Source organism: Robiginitalea sp. (assembly GCF_982776155.1).
This window is the reverse complement of sequence record NZ_CEXZKX010000001.1, coordinates 293,653-313,835: the sequence shown is the minus strand read 5'-3', so window position 1 is coordinate 313,835 and position 20,183 is coordinate 293,653. Positions and strand designations below refer to the sequence as shown.

Below are 20,183 nucleotides of genomic sequence, written 5' to 3'. Positions count from 1 at the left end.
AAATCGGCGCAAGCATCAATTGGCATAAAGCAGGTCGTGCCCTATTTCGATTTTACTGGCGCTCATATTCCCGAATTCTATAAAATCGAAACGGGCGCCGTGAGCGAAAGTTGGGGTAAGGATTTGGGGTATAGATCATAAAATATCCATATTTGCTAATTTTGGACATAATGCGTGGCTTTAGCCTGAATAAAGTGCGATATCATGAACATCAGTTTTACCAAAAAACAGGAAGAGTATATCTCCAGGCAAGTAGCCTCCGGAGAATACCAGAACAACAGCGAAGTTATCCGGGATGCCCTGCGCCTGCATCAAATCTACCGGGATAAGGTAGTTGCGGATCTTCGGGCAGAAATTGAAAAAGGTATCGACAGCGGCCCAAGCTCCCGTTCCGTGCAGGATATAATCGAATCTAAAGGAAAAACCGGGAAGTCGGCCTGATGACAGCCAAAACCAACCGCAACTACATACTCTCCCAGACAGCCGATCAGGACATCAGTGAAATCTTCGATTATACGGAGGAGGAACATTCCTTTAATCCGGCCATTCGATATTTAATCAAATAAGGAAAGACGCTGTTTATATTGTCCGGGTCCTACATGGAACCAGGGATTTACCCAATTTCCTGTAGAATTATCGAAAACCGGAATAATTCGCTGTTTCGCTCCTTTATCAGACGGGTGGGGTGTAACCCCCGTCGACCTATCCCCTAATCGGATAGCGTGGCACTGACCCAACTGCCCAGCCGGCTCACCTGCACCCTCCCTGTTACATTTATTGCACATTCGGCTACATATGTAGCATGGAATGGGTCATCAAGAGCGTACCTTCACTTCAAATCGAAAATCACCCCCAGCATGGTCCACTTCGTAATTTCCCTCAGCAGGTTCCTGAAAAGGTGCTATCCCGGCAGCCCCGGGGGCGCATTCGAAAAGTCGGAAATCATAACCTGGTTGTTCCTGGCAACCGTAACCCTGTCCCTGCTCACCGCCGTTTACTTCCTGTTGTTCTTTTTCTCGGAAGGACCGATATGAAAATATCCGGGTGTTTACAGTTAATCAGCGCTTCGGGAACGAGCATGTTGATCCGAAGCTAAAAGCCCCGGCCAGTATTTGGCCGGGGCTTTTTGAGTTTGGCGCCTCATCCCGGGCACCGGAAATACCTGTACATCCCGTTTAATAGGGCCGCAACTTAATGTTAAGCTGTACTTCAACCTGATCGTCTACCTGTATAATCCCCAGCGCTTTGCGGGGTGCCTCCAGGTCAAAGTCGCTCAGGTGCATCACAAAGTTTCCATAGATACAAAGGTTCGGGTTCATATCGCAGATAAGTTCCGTCTCGAACTCCCTGGAGACCCCAGCCAGGGTAATACGAAGCCCCGCCCGGATGACGTCGGACGGTTTCTCGGGTACCTCCGCATATAACAACTCCAATAATACCCTGGGGTGGTCCTCTGTTTTCAAGAGTTCCTGAAAGTCCCGGTTAATGCCCCGGCCGCCGCAATCAAAACCTGAATTTTGCAGGAACAGTTCCGCTTTGCTGAAGAGGAATTTTCCATCCTTCGTTTCGTAGACTACGTGAAGGGGGTCGGATTTATCTTCCAGGATATAGCTGCAGTCAAAGGAATTCACATTGGTGGTTCCCGCAATAACAACTTCGCTTTCCGGGTGGATATGAACCGTGGTTTCACTGTCCTCGTCCCCGATGAATAACAGGAAAGCCGCAATTACTGCGAATACCGTTGTTTTTGCGACGAATGTTGAAAATGTAACCATGGTGCGGTAAAATTTATAAACCCCGGGGTAGTTGTAAATCCTCCAACACCCCGGGGCTTCCCATAAAAATGGTATTAGAAACTAATCACTGCCTCCAACATCACCCCTTTAAATGCACCTTCATTGAAAATGCTGGTCGTGTCAAAACCGTCGTACTGCTGGTTTACATACTCCAGTTTTGTGAGGATGTTCTTGGTCAGGAACGCCCCTGCGCCCAACTGGAACCGGTCGATGTTGATATCCGCTCCAGAGGGGTCGTCGCTGCTGACCGTGTTGTAACGGGTACCCACATAGAAGTTCTCATTGCGGCCAAAACGGTAGAGCAATTCCCCGGCAATCTGGGTGGCTGAGCGGGTGTCCGGCTCGGCTTCCGCCTTGCCGCTTGCCAGTTCAACGGTGCCGAAGAATTCAAGTCCCTTGTATTTCAGGAAGGGGTTGAACATGAAAGCGGTAATCTCATTGCGCATCCCCGGGTCGTAACGACCGGAGCGGAAGTTGCTGGTTGCCGAGGCATCCACGTCTTCCATAACCAGGTAATAGCGGGACCCTGTACGGTCTGCACTATAGAGATAGACCCGTCCGGATTTGCCCGTTGTATAGACAGACCCTGTCAGGCGGAAGCGGAAATCGTCCGTGATCTGCTTGTCATACCCCACCTTACCGAGGACGGAAAGGCCGGTGGCCCCGGGGTTGGTAACGGCCTGGTTCAGTTTGCCGTTGGATACGCCGAACATACCGAACCACCCACTGTTGCAACGGTAGTAGACTTCGGCGCCTACCTCGGTGGTAAAGGCGTCCATAATCAGGTTGCCGACAAAGGGGTTGTAGATGGCCTGGGAGTTGTCGCTCCGGCGGAAGTGTGCATCCCCGTAATTGTTTTCCATATGCCCGACTTTAAGCGTCAGGTGTTTCATGGCTTCCTCCAGGAGCCCGGGGCTGATAAAGTCCAGGTTGTCGATCTGGAAATACCCGCCTTTGACGTAGGGTTCCGGGTGGTGGCGTGAAGACAGGTAGGTACGCAAGTGCATGCGGACCCCTTTGGCCAGTGCCACGTCCAGATCCAGGTTAGCGGTTGCCAGGTTGAAGTTGTCTCCGATCTCAATGAGTTCCACTGCGCCGGAATTCTCGTGGTTGAGCGCCTGGAACTGCAGTGTGGAAGAGCCTCCTACGCGGACCTTTAACCCGTCGAATGTCAGGATGGTGTCCTTTGGGGCTTCAAAGACGTTGATGCCGTCTTTGTCCGGAGACCGGAAATTATCCAGCTGCCTGTTGTTTTGCGTCCAGGCAGACAGGCTGAACAGAAGCATAAATGCTAATAATGAATAATGCGTGAACGTTTTCATCTGATTGTGGTTTTAATTGTGAGTATTGCGTTTATCGGGTCCAGACCGTATTGAAATGAATCTCGATCTCGTCACCCGTTTTGATTGTTCCCAGTAAGGCTTTTGGCGGTTCAATGCCGAAGTCGGTCATCCGCAGGGGTTCGCTTCCCTTTAATAACACCCGTCCCGTTTCGATGGTCAGGACGCATTCCAGGTCGATCTCCCGCGACTGCCCTGCTATTGTCAGTGTGCCGCCCAGTAATGCTTTGTATTGCTTTCCGGGAGACTGTACGGGTTCCAGCGAACGCACTTCCTTCATCCGGAAAAGGATGTCTTTGAAGTTGCCCGTATTCAGGGCGTTATAGGTGTTTTTGTCCATACTTCCCTTTCCGCTCTTGAGGCTTTCTGCCACAATCTGCAGGTTCAGTCGCTGCAGGGCCGGTAACTCCCCGGAGGTATCCAGGGCCAGGGTCCCGGATTTCCCTTCAACGGTAATTTCCCAGTCGTGCAGGGTGGAGGTCCCGGTAACGAGCAGGTCGTCTGTACCGTTTGTGAGGCTGAACTCCTGGGCGATTGCCGGGGTTCCGGAAAGGACCAGGATGGCGATTGATATCCATAAAAAACGATGAGATCGCTTGAGGTGGTGGTGTGTAATCATGGCTGCTTTTGTTTTTCGGAACAAATTTCCGACAGGAATTCAGCCTAAAACCTGATAATTATCAAGTATGAGTGTATCCCATTGTAAATGTGCGTTTTATACTTGCTTTTTTTTATAAAAATTAAATTTCACCTCATTTTTCCACCCGGTTTTGGCCCGGAAGTCAGGCTGTACCCGGTATCGGTGAACTGTAAATTCCCAGGGGGTATCCGCATGGCCCGCGGATTCCTTCCGGCTGATGTTTATCATATTCTGCCAGGTGGGGTGCCCCTACCTTTACCTCTGTACCGTGACCAAATACACGGCAAGCAAAGTACAGTTCTATGAAAACACTCACAGCTACCCAGAAAGAATTGAGCGTCTACCGCTATGGCGATAAGCGGGCAGACGGAACCAGGGAAATGAAAAACCTGCTCGGCGGCAAGGGCGCCAACCTGGCCGAAATGAGCCGGATCGGTATTCCGGTGCCCCCGGGATTCACGATCACCACAGAGGTATGCACCCTATATTCCCAAAAAGGAAAGGGCGCCGTCCTTAAAAAAATAGAAACGGAAGTCAAAGAGGCTATCAGCGCTATCGAACAAACAATGGGAACGACATTCGGGGACCCGCAAAACCCGTTGCTGCTGTCCGTGCGGTCCGGGGCCCGCGTGTCCATGCCCGGTATGATGGATACCGTGCTGAACCTCGGCCTCAATGAACACTCCCTGGAAGGCATCATCAGTAAAACGGGGAATGAGCGTTTTGCCTGGGATTCGTACCGCAGGTTTATCCAGATGTACAGCGGCGTGGTCATGGGCCTCAAACCCGAAACGAAACAGGACCTGGACCCCTTTGAGGAAATTATCGACCACCTGAAGGACAAACGCAATATCCGCCATGATACGGAATTCACCGTCCAGGACCTGAAAGACCTGGTGTATGATTTTAAGGATATCGTCCGCAAACGCACCGGGAAAGAGTTCCCGGCAGATCCATGGGCACAGCTATGGGGGGCGGTTTTTGCCGTATTCAACAGTTGGAACGGCGACCGGGCGGTCTACTACCGGAAAATGAACGGCTACCCCGAACACTGGGGGACGGCCGTCAACGTCCAGGCCATGGTATACGGGAATATGGGCACGGATTCCGGGACCGGGGTCTGCTTTACCCGGGATGCGGGCACAGGCCAAAACAAGTTCAACGGGGAGTACCTGATCAATGCCCAGGGAGAAGATGTGGTGGCCGGCGTCCGTACCCCACAGCAAATTACGCGGCACGGGTCGGAACAATGGGCCGCACTGGCCCAGATAACGGAAGCCGAACGTCGCGAAAATTTCCCTTCTCTGGAGGAACTCATGCCGGACATCTATAAGGAATTGTTTGAATACCAGCAGAAACTGGAAGCGCATTACCTGGATATGCAGGATATGGAGTTCACCATCCAGCAGGGCAAGCTCTGGATCCTGCAGACCCGCAACGGGAAGCGAACCGGTTCGGCCATGGTCAAAATTGCCATGGATATGCTGCGCGAGGGAAGCATAGACAGGGAAACGGCCCTGTTGCGCATCGACCCGGCCAAGCTGGAGGAACTCCTGCACCCGGTTTTTGACCCTGCTGCCATCAAAGAGGCCCATATCATTGCACAGGGGCTTCCCGCCTCCCCGGGTGCGGCAACCGGCCAGATCGTTTTCTTTGCCGACGAAGCCGGGAAATTTAAAAACAGTATCCTGGTCCGGGTGGAAACTTCCCCGGAAGACCTCGAGGGGATGCACCAGGCCAGGGGGTTCGTCACGGCCCGGGGCGGGATGACCTCCCATGCAGCCGTTGTGGCACGAGGCATGGGCAAGTGCTGTGTGTCCGGGGCCGGCGCCCTGAAAATCGACTACAACAACCGCATCCTCCGGGTGGGCGATCACGAATACCACGAAGGCGACTGGATTTCCATCAACGGGACCACGGGGAACATCCTGGAAGGCAAAGTAGCTACCCGGGAGCCCGAACTCAGCGGCGAATTCGCCGAATTGATGGAGCTGGCGGATGGTTTTGCACGCATGAAGGTACGCGCCAATGCAGACAACCCGGCAGATGCCCGGGTGGCCCGGAATTTTGGCGCCCGCGGAATTGGCCTGGCCCGGACGGAGCACATGTTCTTTGAAGTAGACCGCATCAAGGCGATGCGGGAAATGATCCTGGCCGATACGGTTAAAGGGCGCAGGCAGGCACTTAAAGAGCTCTTGCCCATGCAGCAAAAGGATTTTGAGGGGATTTTCCGGGCCATGGAAGGCCTGCCGGTGACCATCCGGCTCCTGGATCCGCCCCTGCATGAATTTGTCCCCCACCAGTTAGCCACCCAAAAGGAACTGGCCGAGGACCTGCATATCTCGCTGGATGCGGTCAAGTCCAAAGTGGCCGAACTGGAGGAATTCAACCCGATGCTCGGACACCGCGGGTGCCGGCTTGGGAATACCTATCCGGAAATAACGGAAATGCAAACGCGGGCCATCCTGGAAGCCGCCCTGACGCTTAAAAAGGAGGGGATTACAACCCGTCCGGAAATCATGGTCCCCCTTGTAGGTACCGTAGAGGAATTTGTCCAGCAGAAAGCCATCATCGACCGTACGGCCGCTGAAGTTTTCAGACAGCGCGAAAATTCTGTGGAATACTCCGTAGGCACCATGGTGGAGGTCCCCAGGGCGGCCCTGCTGGCGGACAAAATTGCCGAACACGCGGATTTCTTTTCCTTCGGGACCAATGACCTGACCCAAATGACCTTTGGGTATTCCCGGGACGACTCGGGGAAATTCCTGCCGATTTACCTGGAAAAAGGCATCCTGCCGGCGGATCCCTTCGAGAAACTCGACCAGGAAGGCGTGGGCCAGTTGGTCCGGATGGGAACCGAACTCGGGCGCCGGGGCCGTCCCGGTATTAAAACGGGCATTTGCGGGGAACACGGGGGGGAACCCACCTCGGTGGAATTCTGCCACCGCACCGGCCTGGATTACGTGAGCTGTTCGCCCTTCCGGGTACCCATCGCCCGGGTTGCAGCCGCCCAGGCAGTTCTCCGGGATTAAACCCGGAATATTTAAAACGGCGAGGCGCCTGCGTTATTCCGTACCGTTGTGAGGCAATTCTTGGAAGCGAAAAGCCCCGGCCTGAAAACAGGCCGGGGCTTTTTGAATGTACTACCACACCCCCATCCCCGGAATAGTCTCCGGCAGGGTAAGGGCTTATACGCGGACGTGTCCGTCTCCGTATACGTAGTATTTGTTGGTAACCAGCTCGTTGAGCCCCAGGGGCCCCCGGTGGTGCAGCTTATCCGTACTGATGGCGAGTTCGGCACCCACGCCCATTTGCCCCCCGTCCGTAAACCGCGTGGAGGCGTTCCGGTAAACAGCAGCGCTGTCTACCTGCTGCATAAAGGCTTCCGCCTTACGGTCATCCCGGGTCATGATGCTGGCGGAGTGCCCTCCCGAATACTTGTTGATGGCCGCTATGGCATCCTCTGTGGAGTCCACCAGGCCGATACTGCATTTGAGCGCCAGGAATTCCTGGTACCAAACCGAATCGTCCTGGATCACTTCCTCTTCCGGCAGGATGGTCCCTACCCGATCCGAGACGAGGATACTGACGGAATGCGCCTTGAGCACCTTCCGCAGTTGCTTGAGTTTGTCCTCGTAATCGGGAAGTTTCGAACTGATCAGGATTTTATCCAGTGCATTGCAGGCGGAAATCTTGTCCGTCTTTGCATTGAGGATCACCTTGAGGCTCTGGTCCCAATCGGCATCTTCTGCAACATACAGGAAGTTGTTCCCCCGGCCGCTGACCAGCACGGCACAGGTAGCGTGCTCCTTGACAAAGGCGATGAGCCGCTCCCCGCCCCGGGGCACGATCAGGTCGATCGGTTCCGGCGGGTTCATCAGGAATTCCCGGGTGGCCAACCGGTCGAGCTTCAGCATGCGGATCCAGTCTGCAGACAAGTCGTTTTCCTCCAGCGCCTTGTGCCAGCAAGCCACCAGGGCCACGTTGCTGTGGTAGGCCTCCTTCCCGCCCTTGAGCAGGATCTTGTTGTTGGACTTGAATGCAAGTACCGCGGCTTCGACGGTTACATCCGGACGGGATTCATAGATAATCAGGATCGTGCCGAATGGCGCCGTCCGGTTGATGACCTCCAGCCCGTCCGATACAGTACGCCGGCTGATTTCCCGGTTCACGGGATCATCCTGCTCCAGGACCTCCCCCACCGAGCGGATCATGCCGTCGATCTTGGCAGAATCCATGACCAGGCGGTCATAGAGGGCCTGGTCGTCCCGGTCAAAGGCGTCCAGGTCCTTTTTATTGGCCTCCAGCAATGCTTCGCGATCCTCTTCCAGGATGCGCATCATGGATTTTAATACGTTGTTTTTATGAGTAGTATCTAATAATTGCATGCTTAATTCATTGTGATTTTGGTTCCTACATTTTTACCGTCCATAATATCCAGGATGACATTCGGCTTCTTGCCGTTGGCAATGAATGTCGGGATATTCTTGGCAGCGGTTTTCTGGGCGAAATCCAGCTTGGAGCCCATGCCGCCGCGGCCTTCCGCTTCACCCTTGCCGTTCTCCTTGATAAACTGGTCTACATCGTCATCCACGGATACATGGCTGATCAGCTCCGTGCCGGCATCATCCGGGTGGCCTGTATACAAGCCGTCCGTATCCGTCAGCAGGATCAGTTTATCCACGTTCAGGAGCTGGGCCACCAGCCCGGCGAGCTCATCGTTGTCCGAGAACATAGACATGGTCACCGACACGGCATCGTCTTCATTGGCAATCGGGATCACCCCTTCGGACATCAGCCCTTCGTAACAGTTGATCATATTCTCCCGGTGGATTCCCGGGTTGAAATCGCGTTTGGTGGGCAACACCTGGGCACATTTCATCCCGTAATCGTGGAAGATGTTGTAATACAACCGCATCATCCGCGGCTGCCCGATGGCCGAATAAACCTGGCGGCGCTGGGTCTTGTCCTTGATTTTGGATTTTCCCAGGACTTCCCGCCCCGCAATGACGGAACCGGAGGAAACCAGGGTGGTAATGATATCCCGTTCGTACAGTTCGGCTACCTGGGATACCAAGTTGCGCAGGACCGGGCGGACGATCCGGTTGTCCCGGTTGGTCATGACGTTCGTCCCTACTTTTACGACTATTCGCTGTTTGTATTTCATACGTGTGCTTCTCCCAGTTCAACGGCGCGGTTAAAAGCCGCAAAGGCCGCTTCTTTTATCAATTCATTGAGTTTGTTGTCTTCCATGGAATCCAGGGCGGCCTGCGTTGTCCCGCCTTTGGATGCCACCTTCTTCATCCAGCCGTCCGGTGTCAGGTCGGACTGGTTGAAGAGCTCGATGGCCCCTTCGAAGGTCTGGCTGACCAGGACCTTGGAGTCGTTGGCGGAGAATCCCATTTGCAGGGCGGCTTCCATCATGCTCTGCATAAAATAGAACACATAGGCCGGCCCGCTCCCGGAAATTCCGGTGGAGGCGTCGATGTATTTCTCCTTGCTCACCAGGATGGACTTCCCGGTGGTGTTCAGCAAGTCCTCGATGGTCAGGCTTTCGATCCGCGAAACCTCATCCGAGGCGATATAAGAGGTTAGCCCCTTCCCTACCTGGGCGGGGAGGTTTGGCATAGCCCGGACGATTTTCTTTAGCCCGGTAGCCTTACGGATAAAGTCGATGGATACCCCGGCCATGATGGAAATAATGATCTGGCCCTTGGTGGTCAGACCCGCCATGTCCTCGAACAGGCTTTTGCTGTGGTGCGGTTTGACGGCCACAAAAATCATATCGGCCTGGGGCACGCAGTCCTCGAGTTTTTCAAAGGCGTCAAAATGCGCCATTTTGTTGAGTTGTTCCACTTTGTCCTCGGCGCTGTCGAGGATCATGATGTTGCGCTTTTTGAGAATTTTGGATTTGGCCATGGCCTGAGCGTATGTCAGCCCCATGTTACCGGCTCCAATAACCAGTATCTTCATTCCTAGGTTTTGAAAGTTATTGTTTCTACAATGTTGTATTATAACAATCTCCTAGTCTTAAGCAAATCCAGGGGGAGAAATAGCGGAATTGTAACATAATATAACATTTGGGCGAGCTGGTGAGATTTTCTTTAAGGATTCCTTAACATTTGAAATGCTCCCTGACCGGGCCCTCGCTCGCTGACCGGGCCTTCAATACTGACGGGTCCGGCCTTTACAGGATACTTCCGCAAATCCCGGCGGAGGCAGAAGGCCGTCTTTTTGTAAATTCGACGGAGTGTACCCTCCTCCCGGTGAGAAACACTATTTTTGCCCCAAGCTACAGGCATGTTCCAATTTTTTGAAAAAAAGCGTTACCTGGTCGATCAGCTGGAGAACTTTGTGGATATCCACAACCACATCCTGCCTGGTATCGACGATGGGGCGGCGGACCTGGACGCGTCCGTGGAACTGGTGCGTGCATTTGGCGAACTGGGGGTCCACCGGTTCATCGCCACCCCCCATATCCTCCAGCCGCTCTACCCGAATACCCGAAAAACCATCCACGAGGCACACGACCAGCTGATGGATGCCCTGATGGACCAGCGCATGAACCAGGTGGCCGTGGAGCCGGCGGCCGAGCACATGGTAGACGATTCTTTTGAGGAGTTGCTCGAAAGCGGGGGCTATCTGAAATTCCGCAAAGGCTACCTGCTGGTGGAGATGTCGTTCCTCCAACCTCCCCTGAACTTTGACCGTTGCATCGTGGAAATTGCCAAACGCGGCCTGACGCCCATCCTTGCCCACCCGGAGCGCTACCAGTTCCTGCACCAGAAAAGGGGAAAATACCGGAAGTACGCCGAGCAGGGCATCCTGATGCAGCTCAATATGCTGAGCCTGGGGAATTATTACGGGCCGGAAGTGCAAAAGGTTGCCTACGAACTCCTGGAGTCCGACCTGATCAATTTTCTGGGATCCGATGTGCACAACCTGCGCCAACTCGATGCCGTCAAAGAAATCACCCTGAGACCGAAGCACCTGGTAAAACTCGAAACCGCCATACAACATACTATCGGCAGTTTTTATTGAGGCTCCGAAGAAGTAGGCAAAGCCGGCATTTTTAGTGCCTCCCCGCCGGTTGAAACCCTCAGAAAACAAAACCCGCCTCCCGGCGGGTTTGCTGTCTTACTTATAAATTGCAGATCGGACGGTCTTTCCGTTAGTCCACCATCAATTTAAGTCCGATATTATCTCCCTGGGTAAATTCCAGCTGGATGTAGTATACCCCGCTGGGAAGCCCCTCCACCGGAACGGCAAACTCAACCGGGCTAAAGGTATAGTCCCTTGCCAGGTAGGACAACATCAGCCTGCCGCTATAGTCAAAGACGCGGATCCCGAAGAGTTCGGTGTCATCCGGCATATTCAAAATCTGGATCACGGCGCTTTTAACCCCGTTCCCGCCGTAGACAACCGCAGGGTTCAGGACACTGACCACCATGGAAGCCGCTTCTTCGGAAACTACAATGGTTAGGGTAGCCGTATCGGTAAGGCCCGAATCGTCGGTGACCGTGAGGCTCACCTGATAGGTACCCGGACTCGTATAGGTGTGCTGCGGATCCGCTTCGTCCGAGGTATTGCCATCCCCGAAATCCCAACTGTAACTTACAATCGTCCCATCGTCCGTGGAATTGCTGCCGGTGAAACTCACATCCAGCGGGGCCGTGCCGCTCTCCGGCGTGGCTTCTGCCACGGCCACCGGATTGCCGTTTCCGGACAGTACGGTAACCACCACCGAATCAGACGCGGTCTGGCCGTCGTCGTCTATCACGGTCAGGGTGAAAATATAGGTGCCTTCCACAAGCCCGGAAACCGTAAGCTGGGCCGTATTCTCCCCGGAGAGCGTCGGCGACCCCGGGCCGTCAAACACCCACTCGTAGGAAACGATATCGCCCCCGTCCGGGTCGGAGGCCGTCCCGGTCAGGACCACCGTATCCTCCGGCAGGGTCAGGGTTACGTCCTCCCCAGCATCGACTATCGGGTCCACGTCGGAATCCTGAACTTCGATCAGTATGGTATCCGTATCCGTCAGGCCTTCGTCATCGGTTACCGTCAGGGAAACAACATATTCCCCGGGCGTATTAAAGGTGTAAACAGGGTCTGCCTGGTCGGAGGTTCCCCCGTCCTGGAAATCCCATGCATAGGTCACTATCGTACCGTCATCTGTGGAATTACTACCCGTAAAGGATACCTCCAGGGGTACGATACCGCTCACCGGTGTGGCTTCCGCCAGCGCTACCGGGGGCTCGTTGCCCGACGGGTCGGTAACCACGATAGTGATCGTGTCGGTATCCGTCAACCCGCCATCGTCCGTAACGGTGAGGGTTACGTCGTAGTTGCCGGCAGCCGCAAACGTATATTGCGGATCCGCCTGGTCGGAGGTGCCCCCGTCCTGGAAATCCCAGGCATAGGATACAATCGTGCCGTCATCCGTGGAATTGCTCCCGGTGAAATCCACCACCAGGGGCGCTTCCCCGTTAGTGGGCGTGGCTTCGGCCACCGCTACCGGCGCCTGGTTCGGATCCGATACCGTGATGGTGATCGTATCGGTCCCGGTCAGTCCGCCATCGTCGGTTACCGTAAGGGAAACGATATACTCCCCGGGCGTTGTAAATGTGTACTGCGGGTCGGCCAGGTTGGAGGTGCCCCCGTCCTGGAAATCCCATGCATAGGACACAATGGTGCCGTCGTCCGTGGAATTGCTCCCTGTGAAATCAACCACCAGGGGGGCATCCCCACTTACCGGGGTCGCCTCGGCGACTGCCACGGGGGCCGTATTGCCCGTTACCGAAATGGTGATGGTATCGGTATCCTCCTCGCCCTGCGAATCCGTAACGGTGAGTGTTACATTGTAGTCCCCGGCCGCTGTAAAGGTATGTTCCGCAACTTCCTGGTCGGAGGTGCTTCCGTCCTGGAAATCCCAGAAGTAGCTTACAATCCCCACGTCGTCCGAGGATCCCGACCCGTCGAACAGCACCTCCAGGGGGGCAATCCCGCTCTGGGGCGTAGCTGCTGCCACCGCGGTAGGCGGCTGGTTGGTAACGGCGTTGACCGTGATGGTAACCGTATCGGTATCCTGGAAGCCGGCATCGTCGGTTACCGTAAGCTCCACCACATAGGTGCCCGGATCGGTAAAGGTATGCAGCGGGTTGGTCTCAATGGAGGTTTCCCCGTCCTGGAAATCCCAGGCATAGGCTGTTATGGCGCTATCATCGGTGGAATTTTCCCCGGTGAACTGCACCTGCAGGGGTGCCTGACCGGAAAGCGGCGAGGCTTCTGCCAGGGCCACCGGCGGCTCGTTGGTCCCGTCGCCGACAATCCACTGGAAGTCGACGGTCGTATCCAGGGCCGGGTTGCCGTCGTCGGTAACCGCTACCTGGACGCTGTACGGGCTGTTTGCCGCCGCCCCGTTCCCCGGGGTTACTTCGGACTCCGGCGCATTGGTGAGCTGGGAATCCGTATAGGCAGGGCCGTCCACTTTATAGAGCGCTATGCGGTCGATGGCGTGCCCCGCGGACCGCTCGGATATTTCCATGGTATAGGTGCCCGCATTTTCAAAGCGGACGTATACATCGTGGGCGTCGTTGTCGCTGGTCTTGGCCTGCCAGTCATAGACTTCCGAGGTTCCGCCAGCGCGATAGACCTTCAGGAAACCATTGCCGGAAGCGCCTTCCGGAAGCGTGGAGGCCGATTCCCGGCCGCTTCCCACCGGGAAGACAATGTTGTTCTGGGCCCCTTCGAGCTCGGCGATCAGGGCCGCCTCACTGGCAGGAGTCCCCTTGTAGCCGAAAAACCAAACTCCATTGGAATTCGGGAATCGGAGCCAGTTGTCGTTCTCGTCCGTCGGTATCGAGCCGCTGAAGAAATTCCGCCAGTTAAAGCGGTAGACGCCGGGCGTGTTGATGGCTATCTCGTAGGTGAGCGTACCCCCGTTCTGATTGTTCAGGTGGTTGGTACCTGCGATGACGCCAACTGCACCGCCCGTAGTTGTTGTAGCCCAGTCGGGAACAATATCCGTGGATTCTGCCTCGATAACCACCAGGCCGCTATCCTCCTGGAAAACGCTGCCCGAACCGGAAGCCAGTACGCCCGTAATCAATCCGGTGGTCGGGTTGATGGTGAGGTTCGGCGGCAGGTTTGAAGCGCTGTAAGCCAGGTTTTCACTGGCGTCCGACGCCTCGATCTGCAAACTGACGTTGTCCCCTTCATTGTTAAACTGGTCGCCGGGATTGGTGACGTCCGGCGCGAGGTTGTCATTGGAAAGGATGATCTCCTGGGACTGGCCATTGCCGTAATTGATGGTCAGCGTGGCACTGCGGTTGGGGCCCGTACCCGTGAGCTGAACAGATACCGAATAGGTGCTGTTCGCGTTGAGCAATTGATCACTCAGTTCCCCGGCAGTGATCACAAAATCCCCTGCGTTTGGCCCGCTCAGGTCCATCGAGGTGACATATACCCCCACATTTCCCCCGGAGAGGGTAATATCAAAGGACTCTGTTGCCCCGTCGGCAATCTGGATACCATCGGGGGTTTCCAGCGTACTCGCCACGCTTGGGGAGCCCACCGGGGCATCTACCCCAAGGTACTCCATGTTCTTCTGGTTGCCCCCGCCCCGCACCGGCGACCCGGCCGCGATAAAGATGCCGTTGCCGGAGACAATTGCCTGGGTCCCGTGTCGCGGGTTATTCAATGGGCCGAGGGTCCGCCAGGTATTGGACTGCGGGTCGTATTCCTCGGTGACGGCCAGGGATGCGCCGGGAGTTTCCGTTTCCCCTCCGATAACCAGCAGGCGGCCGTTGTAGTTCACAGAAGCCGCACCTGCGCGCTCGGTTGGGATATTCTGCCCGGCAGGCAGGCTGCTCCAGGTCCCCGAAGTAAAATCGTATACGTCGATTTCAGGGATAGTGGGTGCAAAAACATTGCCCGTTCCCGCATCGGATTGCCGGCCACCGGATACATAGAGCGAATTCCCGATCAGAACGGCGTGGAAGTGGTCGCGCGCATTCGGGGCATTGGCCAGGGTTGTCCACTGGCCCGTAGCCGGGTCGAATTCGTCAAACCACGGTACAAAACCGCCGTCGTGCCCGTCCGTATTACCGCCAACCACATAAAACTTATCGTTGTAAACCACCAGTCCGGCCGATCCCCTGCGGCGCCCGACGGGAACTTCGGGCCCCTGGATCCAGACCTGGTCGGCCGGGTCGAACATCCAGATAAATTCAGCAGGGATTTCATTCGGATACGCATTTGTCTGGAATGCGCCAATCACCCAAATGAGCCCCTGATACGTTACCGCCTGGAAATGGTTGAATTCAAAGGGGGCGGAACCAGCCAGGGATTCCCAGGTATCTGTGGTGTAGTCGTAAATATCCACGGTTTGTGCACTCTCGCGACCACCCATTAAATAGAACTTGTCCCCGGCCTGAACAAAGGAGTTTTCGTGCCGGGCCGTATAATTCTGGTTTTCGTTCTTTTCAATCCAGGATTGGGAAATGGTCCAGGCAAAATTCTGCGTGGCCGGGGCAGATCCCGGCTTGGTGGCCGTTACGGTGACCAGGTGCACCCCGTTGTTGTTGGGCCCACCAATGGATGCCTGGCTGGAAATCGTACCGGAGATTTCCCCCGTGGAAGGGTCGATGTCCAGGCCGTCCGGTTGTCCGGTGATGTAATAGGTTACGGCTTCCCCGGGATCCCCCCCGGAAGCACTGGCCGTAAGGGAAACCGAAGTCCCCGGGTCATCGGACTGGTCGGCAATGGGGTCCAGCACCAAATCCGGGTTCCCGGTATCCACGGATATGATTTCGATGGCGTTCAGCACGGGGTTCTCCACCTGGTGGATAAACTGGATGTTCATAACCCCGTCGGCCACGGTTACCGGATAGGACAATGCCCCGCCGGAGAGGTGCCCAAAGGCCGCCACCGGGTCAAAATCATCCTCCACAAGCACCCCTTCCACGTTGATGTCGAAGACGCGTTCGCCTACCTCATCCGTGCCGTTGAAAAAGTTCCCTACGTACACCTTGAGAATATAGTCCCCATTCTCCAGGGGCACCTGGTATTCCATTTCGGGTGCCGTCGGGGCGTCGTAGCGCTCCGTAGCAAAAAGGGATTCGTAGACTGTCTCGTCGATATACGCAGGGATGGAAGCATCCCGCTGGCTGAATTCCAGGCCGGATTCCAGCGCCACACCCGTATTCACGCTGTAAATACCGCCGGTATAGGCGCCAGAGGCCCCGTTATACCGCCAATTCGTGCCGTCATCGGTGGCAGTCACCTCCTCGCCCCCGGCGTTGATCCGCCAGGTAGTCGGGTTGATGATTTCCCACTGGAAGTTGATGGTAACGGCATCCGCGGGAGACCCGTCACTGTCGTCGACGGTGATGCTCACGTTGTACGGGCTGCCGGCGTCTGCCCCAGCCTGCACGGTGCCGCCAATCTGCCCGTTGGTAGGCTCGATACTGAGCCCCGGGGGCAGGTTGGAGGCCGAGTAACTGAAATTGCCGTCCCCGCCCAGGGCCTGAACGCCCAGGCTCCCGGTGAGCTGCTCTCCGATAATGCTCGTCTGGTCTGCAATCGGAAACACATAGAGCGGGGTATCGTCGTCTGCCACATCGAGGATCTCAATTCCGTTTACCAACGGGTTTTCAATCACGTCGTGCAGGAAAGCGACGTCCAGAAAGCCGTCATCCACCGGGATGACATGCGTGAGGACCGCCCCCACCTGGTGTCCGTAGGTACCGGAGAGGTCGATGTCGCTGGTGAGCGGATAGACCGTACCCTCCAGGGTAATGTCGAAAATCCGTTCGCCCGGGTTTTCCGTGCCGGTCCAGCCGTTGCCCACATAGATACGCACTTCGTAGAGCCCTGCCGGGGAAACCGGGAAGGAATAGGTCATATTCGGCGGGCCTTGCTGGGAATCGTAGCGTTCCGAATCGTAAATTTCTTCAGGGGTCGTCGCCAGGTTCACCTCGGGCGTAAAGCTGTTGACGCCGTAGGCCTGTACCTTGTTGGAGCCTCCGAGGGTCAGGTATTGGGAAGGTTCGGCAAGCGTATCGGCTTCCCAGTTGATATCCCCGTCGATGGATGCCAGTTCCGGCCCCCCGGTATTTACCCGGTACAGCACAATCGGGCCATCGGTGACCGTCACGTCAAAGCCCTGCTCCACAAAATTACCGTCCCCGTCTGTGGCGCGGATGGTCAGCGAGGTAGTTTGCGGGGTCCCCGGATAGGAAATCGTCAGGGTAGACCCATTTATCTGCGCCCCGATGCCGGGGTTTGTATTGTTTTCGACCGTATAGGTCAGGTTCTCCGGCCCCATGTCGTCGTCGAAGTAATTCTCCAGGGCAATGTCCTCGTCCAGGGAGTTGACAATGCGCGTCAGGTCTTCGAGTGCGAGGGCTACCACCGGGACGTTGCTTTTCACATTGAGGAAATCCCAGGTTCCTTCCAACTCCACACCCGAGGTGTTCGAGGTGCCGATAAAGCCCACAGCCAGGTCCTGGCTGCTTTGCTGGAGGGCCGTGAGGATACTCCCCTGGGCGGTAATGCTTCCCAGGGAAACCCGTGGGCCCTGTTCAATAGCGTATTCCAGTTCCACCTCCCCGGTAGCCGGGTCCACAATGAAATAGAAGAAAAATTCAGCCGAAGGGCGATTCCCCACGGGGATCGTTGCCTGCAGAGGCGTACCCACTACCGCGTCATCGATTTCCTGGGAGGCCAATACGCCGTCCGTGGTCAGCACGAGTTTGATAAAATTGCTCTGCGTCCCATCGCCGATGAAATAGCCCAATTCGCCCCCCACGGCTGCTGTATTTCCGTAGAGCTGCAGCGCCCCGTCAAAGTTGACCATCCGCCCGGACACGGTAAACTGCCCGGTGTTCTGGTCTACCTGTACGCCGTACTGGTAGCCCTTGTCCTGGTTGTTGGCAACCCCATTGGCCGTACCGGCCGTCATGTGGGACGTCATCAACCCGGGAGCGCCGCCGAGGACGTCATTGGGGTTCGGGTCGTTCGGGTCATTTACGCGGTCCAGCCAGTCCAGCCAGTTGGCACCGGTGTCCCCGTTGTTCATCAGACCGGTCATCCCCAGGCCGAAAATACCTCCAAGGCCCTGTTGGTCGTTAAACAGGCCATTCTCGATAGGTATCGTAAAGGCATCGCTGCCACCGGTTAAGGGATCCCCGAGTTGGAAGGGGTCGTCGGCGTCGGCAATGCCGTCCGCGTCGTCATCCGGGTCGTTCAGGTCGGAGACAAAGGGCGCCCCGGCAACCTGGTCAAAATCCGAAGGCTGGGATCCGCCGTTACACGGGTCCGTGCCGTTGTCTTCTTCGTCCTGGTTTGTATAACCGTCCGCGTCGTAATCCGCATTCGGGTCGTAGGAAGGGTCTGAAGGGTCGATACAGTTTACCGCGTCGTTGGGCTCGAAGACGAAAATGGTCCCGGCCAGGTTGCCAATCCAAACCGTTCCCGGGAACGGGTCCGTATCGGAATTACACGTAATGCCCAGGGCCTGTGAATTCGTCAGCCCGCTAAAGAAATTAACGGTCAGCGTTTGTAATTGCCCGCTGCCGTCGAGCTCCACCCGCCGGACGGTACCCGTATTGGAACTGGCCAGCAGGTTCCCCTGCATGGCGCCGCCGAAATTGGAAGCGGTGTATTCGTCGATCCCGTTCGTGTTGGTGGGCCAAATAGTGATCAGGTCGTCATCCGGACCTTCCGGGTTGACAATCCCCGGCCCGCGGTAATCGCCTTCCACCGGGTTGGCTGCTGGGGCCACCAGGTCCCAGTTGGCCGGCAGGGCAATATTCGGGTCATTTGTGGAATTGGGCCGCGACATGTCCGGGTCGTACGTCAGGGTGCGCCATACAGCACCAGCGGTAGAGGAAGGATTCGGGGCGGTATAAATCCCGGCACCTGCAGGGTTGGCACGCGTGGGGTTCGGATGCCCCCCGTAATATGAATTGAACGTATAATTCTGGATGTCCGTGGTAATCAGCACCAGGTGGTCCTCGTTGTTGATGAATTCCCCGTCGGGGGCCGCGGAATTGCTGCCGGGTTCCCCGGGTACGTAGTTATTCGTCACTGAAGCTGTCCCTTCATTTTCGGGCAGGCCTCCCCATCCCCCGTTGGGTCCGTTGTCGGTTACGTAAACCGCTCCGCTCTCGGTAACCACCAGGTCGTAGGAATTCCGGTAGCCCGGGGAAAAAATCTGTACAGGGCCGTTAGCTTCCAGGATCGCCTGGTTCAGGCCGTCGTTGCCCCCAAATGGGTCGCCAACATCCACGCCGTCATAACCCGGGGTATCCGGGTCGGTTATACCGTTCGCATTCGGGCGCGTCGGATCGTCCAGGGTGGGCAGGTCGTAGATATAATCGCGGCCGTCTCCATCCGTCAGGGTGGGGAGTGCGTTGAGCTGGTCCAGGTCGATGGCCAGGATGGCCGCGGCCAGGGCATATTCCCCGGTAAGGACAAAATTGATGGAAGGCGAGCCCCCGTTGGTATGGCCGCCCTGGGCCACCAGCAGGTAATTGGTCCCGGAAATGTTTACCAGCTCCAGGCCATTGGTGGCGTGGTTTTCTTCGGATCGCGGCAGGCCGCGGACTAGGTCTACCACGTCCCAGCTGTTACCGTTCCAGGTCATCCGGGTGATGATCCCGGAATTGGTATCCAGGTCCACATCCCCGTTCCCCCCTCCGGTCCCGGCCCCGATCCGGAAATCGCTGGAAGAAACGTAGATAACCGGGTTGGCAGAGGTCCCGCCCACGGTGAGGCCGGTGGTTTCCCGGCTCGTACAGGCATTGGCTGTGCCGCTGCAGGGCCCGCCGTCATCGTCGTGGTTTACAATATCTTTGACACCCGTGAGGATTTCCAGGTCCGCAATCTCGTACTGGTTGGCGGCAACCTTGTTGATGGTGGCAATTTTGATGGTTCCCGGGTATTCCGCAATATACAAGCGGCCGTCCGGGCCGTATTGCATGGAAGTAACGCTGTTAATGGCAAAACCGTTGTAATCCAGCTGGCTCTGGCCAAAGTTAATCTGCCCGGAAAGTGCAAAGGGCATAAGGGTTACTGCCAACAATACCAGGATTCCGGAAAGCGTGGATTTTGGGGCCGATAAGTAGTTTTTCATAGTAAGGAGCTAATTCATTGCAATTTTTTGCCCAATCAACCAAATATAACCCGACAATCGCGTAATGGGTAAAGGCCGCGTTGATATTCGACTAAGCGGTTTTGATCTTCGTTAAATGACCACGGATCGATTCGCAAAAAGCTTGAATCTCCAATACATACGGCTTTTTTTGCAAAAGGTTTGATCGGGATAGAACGGCGGGCAAACTTACGGATTCGGGCTAAAAAGTAATGTCACTTTCAGGTTAAGTTATCAACTCAATCCATAAA

The 20,183-nt window shown here is 55.9% G+C and carries 12 protein-coding genes; 5 read left to right on the top strand and 7 right to left on the bottom strand.

Annotation, left to right across the window (positions count from 1 at the left end):
• Positions 1-204: 204 nt before the first annotated feature.
• The 3 genes from AC3DKS_RS01200 (at position 205) to AC3DKS_RS01190 (ending at position 1,034) form a co-directional block, all read left to right on the top strand.
• A complete protein-coding gene (locus AC3DKS_RS01200; protein ID WP_015754672.1) occupies positions 205-441 on the top strand; it encodes a type II toxin-antitoxin system ParD family antitoxin in 237 nt (78 codons plus the stop codon).
• Complete coding sequence (locus AC3DKS_RS01195) at positions 441-566, top strand: hypothetical protein (RefSeq protein WP_015754671.1); 126 nt, start codon at positions 441-443, stop codon at positions 564-566. The genes AC3DKS_RS01200 and AC3DKS_RS01195 overlap by 1 nt, the downstream gene beginning before the upstream one ends.
• Positions 567-857: 291 nt before the next feature.
• Complete coding sequence (locus AC3DKS_RS01190) at positions 858-1,034, top strand: hypothetical protein (protein WP_272607184.1); 177 nt, start codon at positions 858-860, stop codon at positions 1,032-1,034.
• A 141-nt stretch (positions 1,035-1,175) separates the two neighbouring features.
• Here the strand turns inward: AC3DKS_RS01190 and AC3DKS_RS01185 are convergent, their stop codons facing one another.
• The 3 genes from AC3DKS_RS01185 to AC3DKS_RS01175 all read right to left on the bottom strand — a co-directional run bounded on the left by AC3DKS_RS01185 (position 1,176) and on the right by AC3DKS_RS01175 (position 3,755).
• On the bottom strand, positions 1,176-1,775 hold the full coding sequence (locus AC3DKS_RS01185; RefSeq protein ID WP_272607183.1) for a hypothetical protein: 600 nt from the start codon (positions 1,773-1,775) through the stop codon (positions 1,176-1,178).
• A gap of 74 nt (positions 1,776-1,849) precedes the next feature.
• Positions 1,850-3,118, bottom strand: coding sequence for a hypothetical protein (locus tag AC3DKS_RS01180; protein WP_272607182.1), 1,269 nt, complete (start codon positions 3,116-3,118; stop codon positions 1,850-1,852).
• Between the two features lie 31 nt (positions 3,119-3,149).
• The gene (locus AC3DKS_RS01175) at positions 3,150-3,755 is read right to left on the bottom strand and encodes a YceI family protein (protein WP_272607181.1); all 606 of its coding nucleotides are present in this window, start codon (positions 3,753-3,755) and stop codon (positions 3,150-3,152) included.
• Between the two features lie 323 nt (positions 3,756-4,078).
• Here AC3DKS_RS01175 and ppdK point away from each other — a divergent pair, with 323 nt between their 5' ends.
• Positions 4,079-6,808: a pyruvate, phosphate dikinase gene (gene ppdK / locus AC3DKS_RS01170; protein ID WP_272607180.1), complete on the top strand. Its 2,730-nt coding sequence runs from the start codon at positions 4,079-4,081 to the stop codon at positions 6,806-6,808.
• A 156-nt stretch (positions 6,809-6,964) separates the two neighbouring features.
• Here ppdK and AC3DKS_RS01165 read toward each other — a convergent pair whose 3' ends face one another.
• Genes AC3DKS_RS01165 through proC form a run of 3 tightly spaced genes read right to left on the bottom strand, consistent with a single transcriptional unit; the run spans position 6,965 to position 9,788 of the window.
• Positions 6,965-8,164, bottom strand: a complete 1,200-nt coding sequence (locus tag AC3DKS_RS01165) for a glutamate-5-semialdehyde dehydrogenase (protein ID WP_272607179.1) — start codon at positions 8,162-8,164, stop codon at positions 6,965-6,967.
• 2 nt (positions 8,165-8,166) lie between these two features.
• A complete protein-coding gene (proB, locus tag AC3DKS_RS01160; protein WP_015754664.1) occupies positions 8,167-8,943 on the bottom strand; it encodes a glutamate 5-kinase in 777 nt (258 codons plus the stop codon).
• Entirely contained in the window at positions 8,940-9,788 is an 849-nt protein-coding gene (gene proC, locus AC3DKS_RS01155; RefSeq protein ID WP_272607433.1) for a pyrroline-5-carboxylate reductase, read from the bottom strand. The genes proB and proC overlap by 4 nt, the downstream gene beginning before the upstream one ends.
• Positions 9,789-10,076: 288 nt before the next feature.
• Here proC and AC3DKS_RS01150 point away from each other — a divergent pair, with 288 nt between their 5' ends.
• Entirely contained in the window at positions 10,077-10,817 is a 741-nt protein-coding gene (locus AC3DKS_RS01150; protein ID WP_015754662.1) for a tyrosine-protein phosphatase, read from the top strand.
• Positions 10,818-10,947: 130 nt separating this feature from the next.
• On the opposite strand, the gene AC3DKS_RS01145 is transcribed toward AC3DKS_RS01150, so the two are convergent.
• Positions 10,948-19,914: a PKD domain-containing protein gene (locus AC3DKS_RS01145; protein ID WP_272607178.1), complete on the bottom strand. Its 8,967-nt coding sequence runs from the start codon at positions 19,912-19,914 to the stop codon at positions 10,948-10,950.
• Between the last annotated feature and the right edge of the window lie 269 nt (positions 19,915-20,183).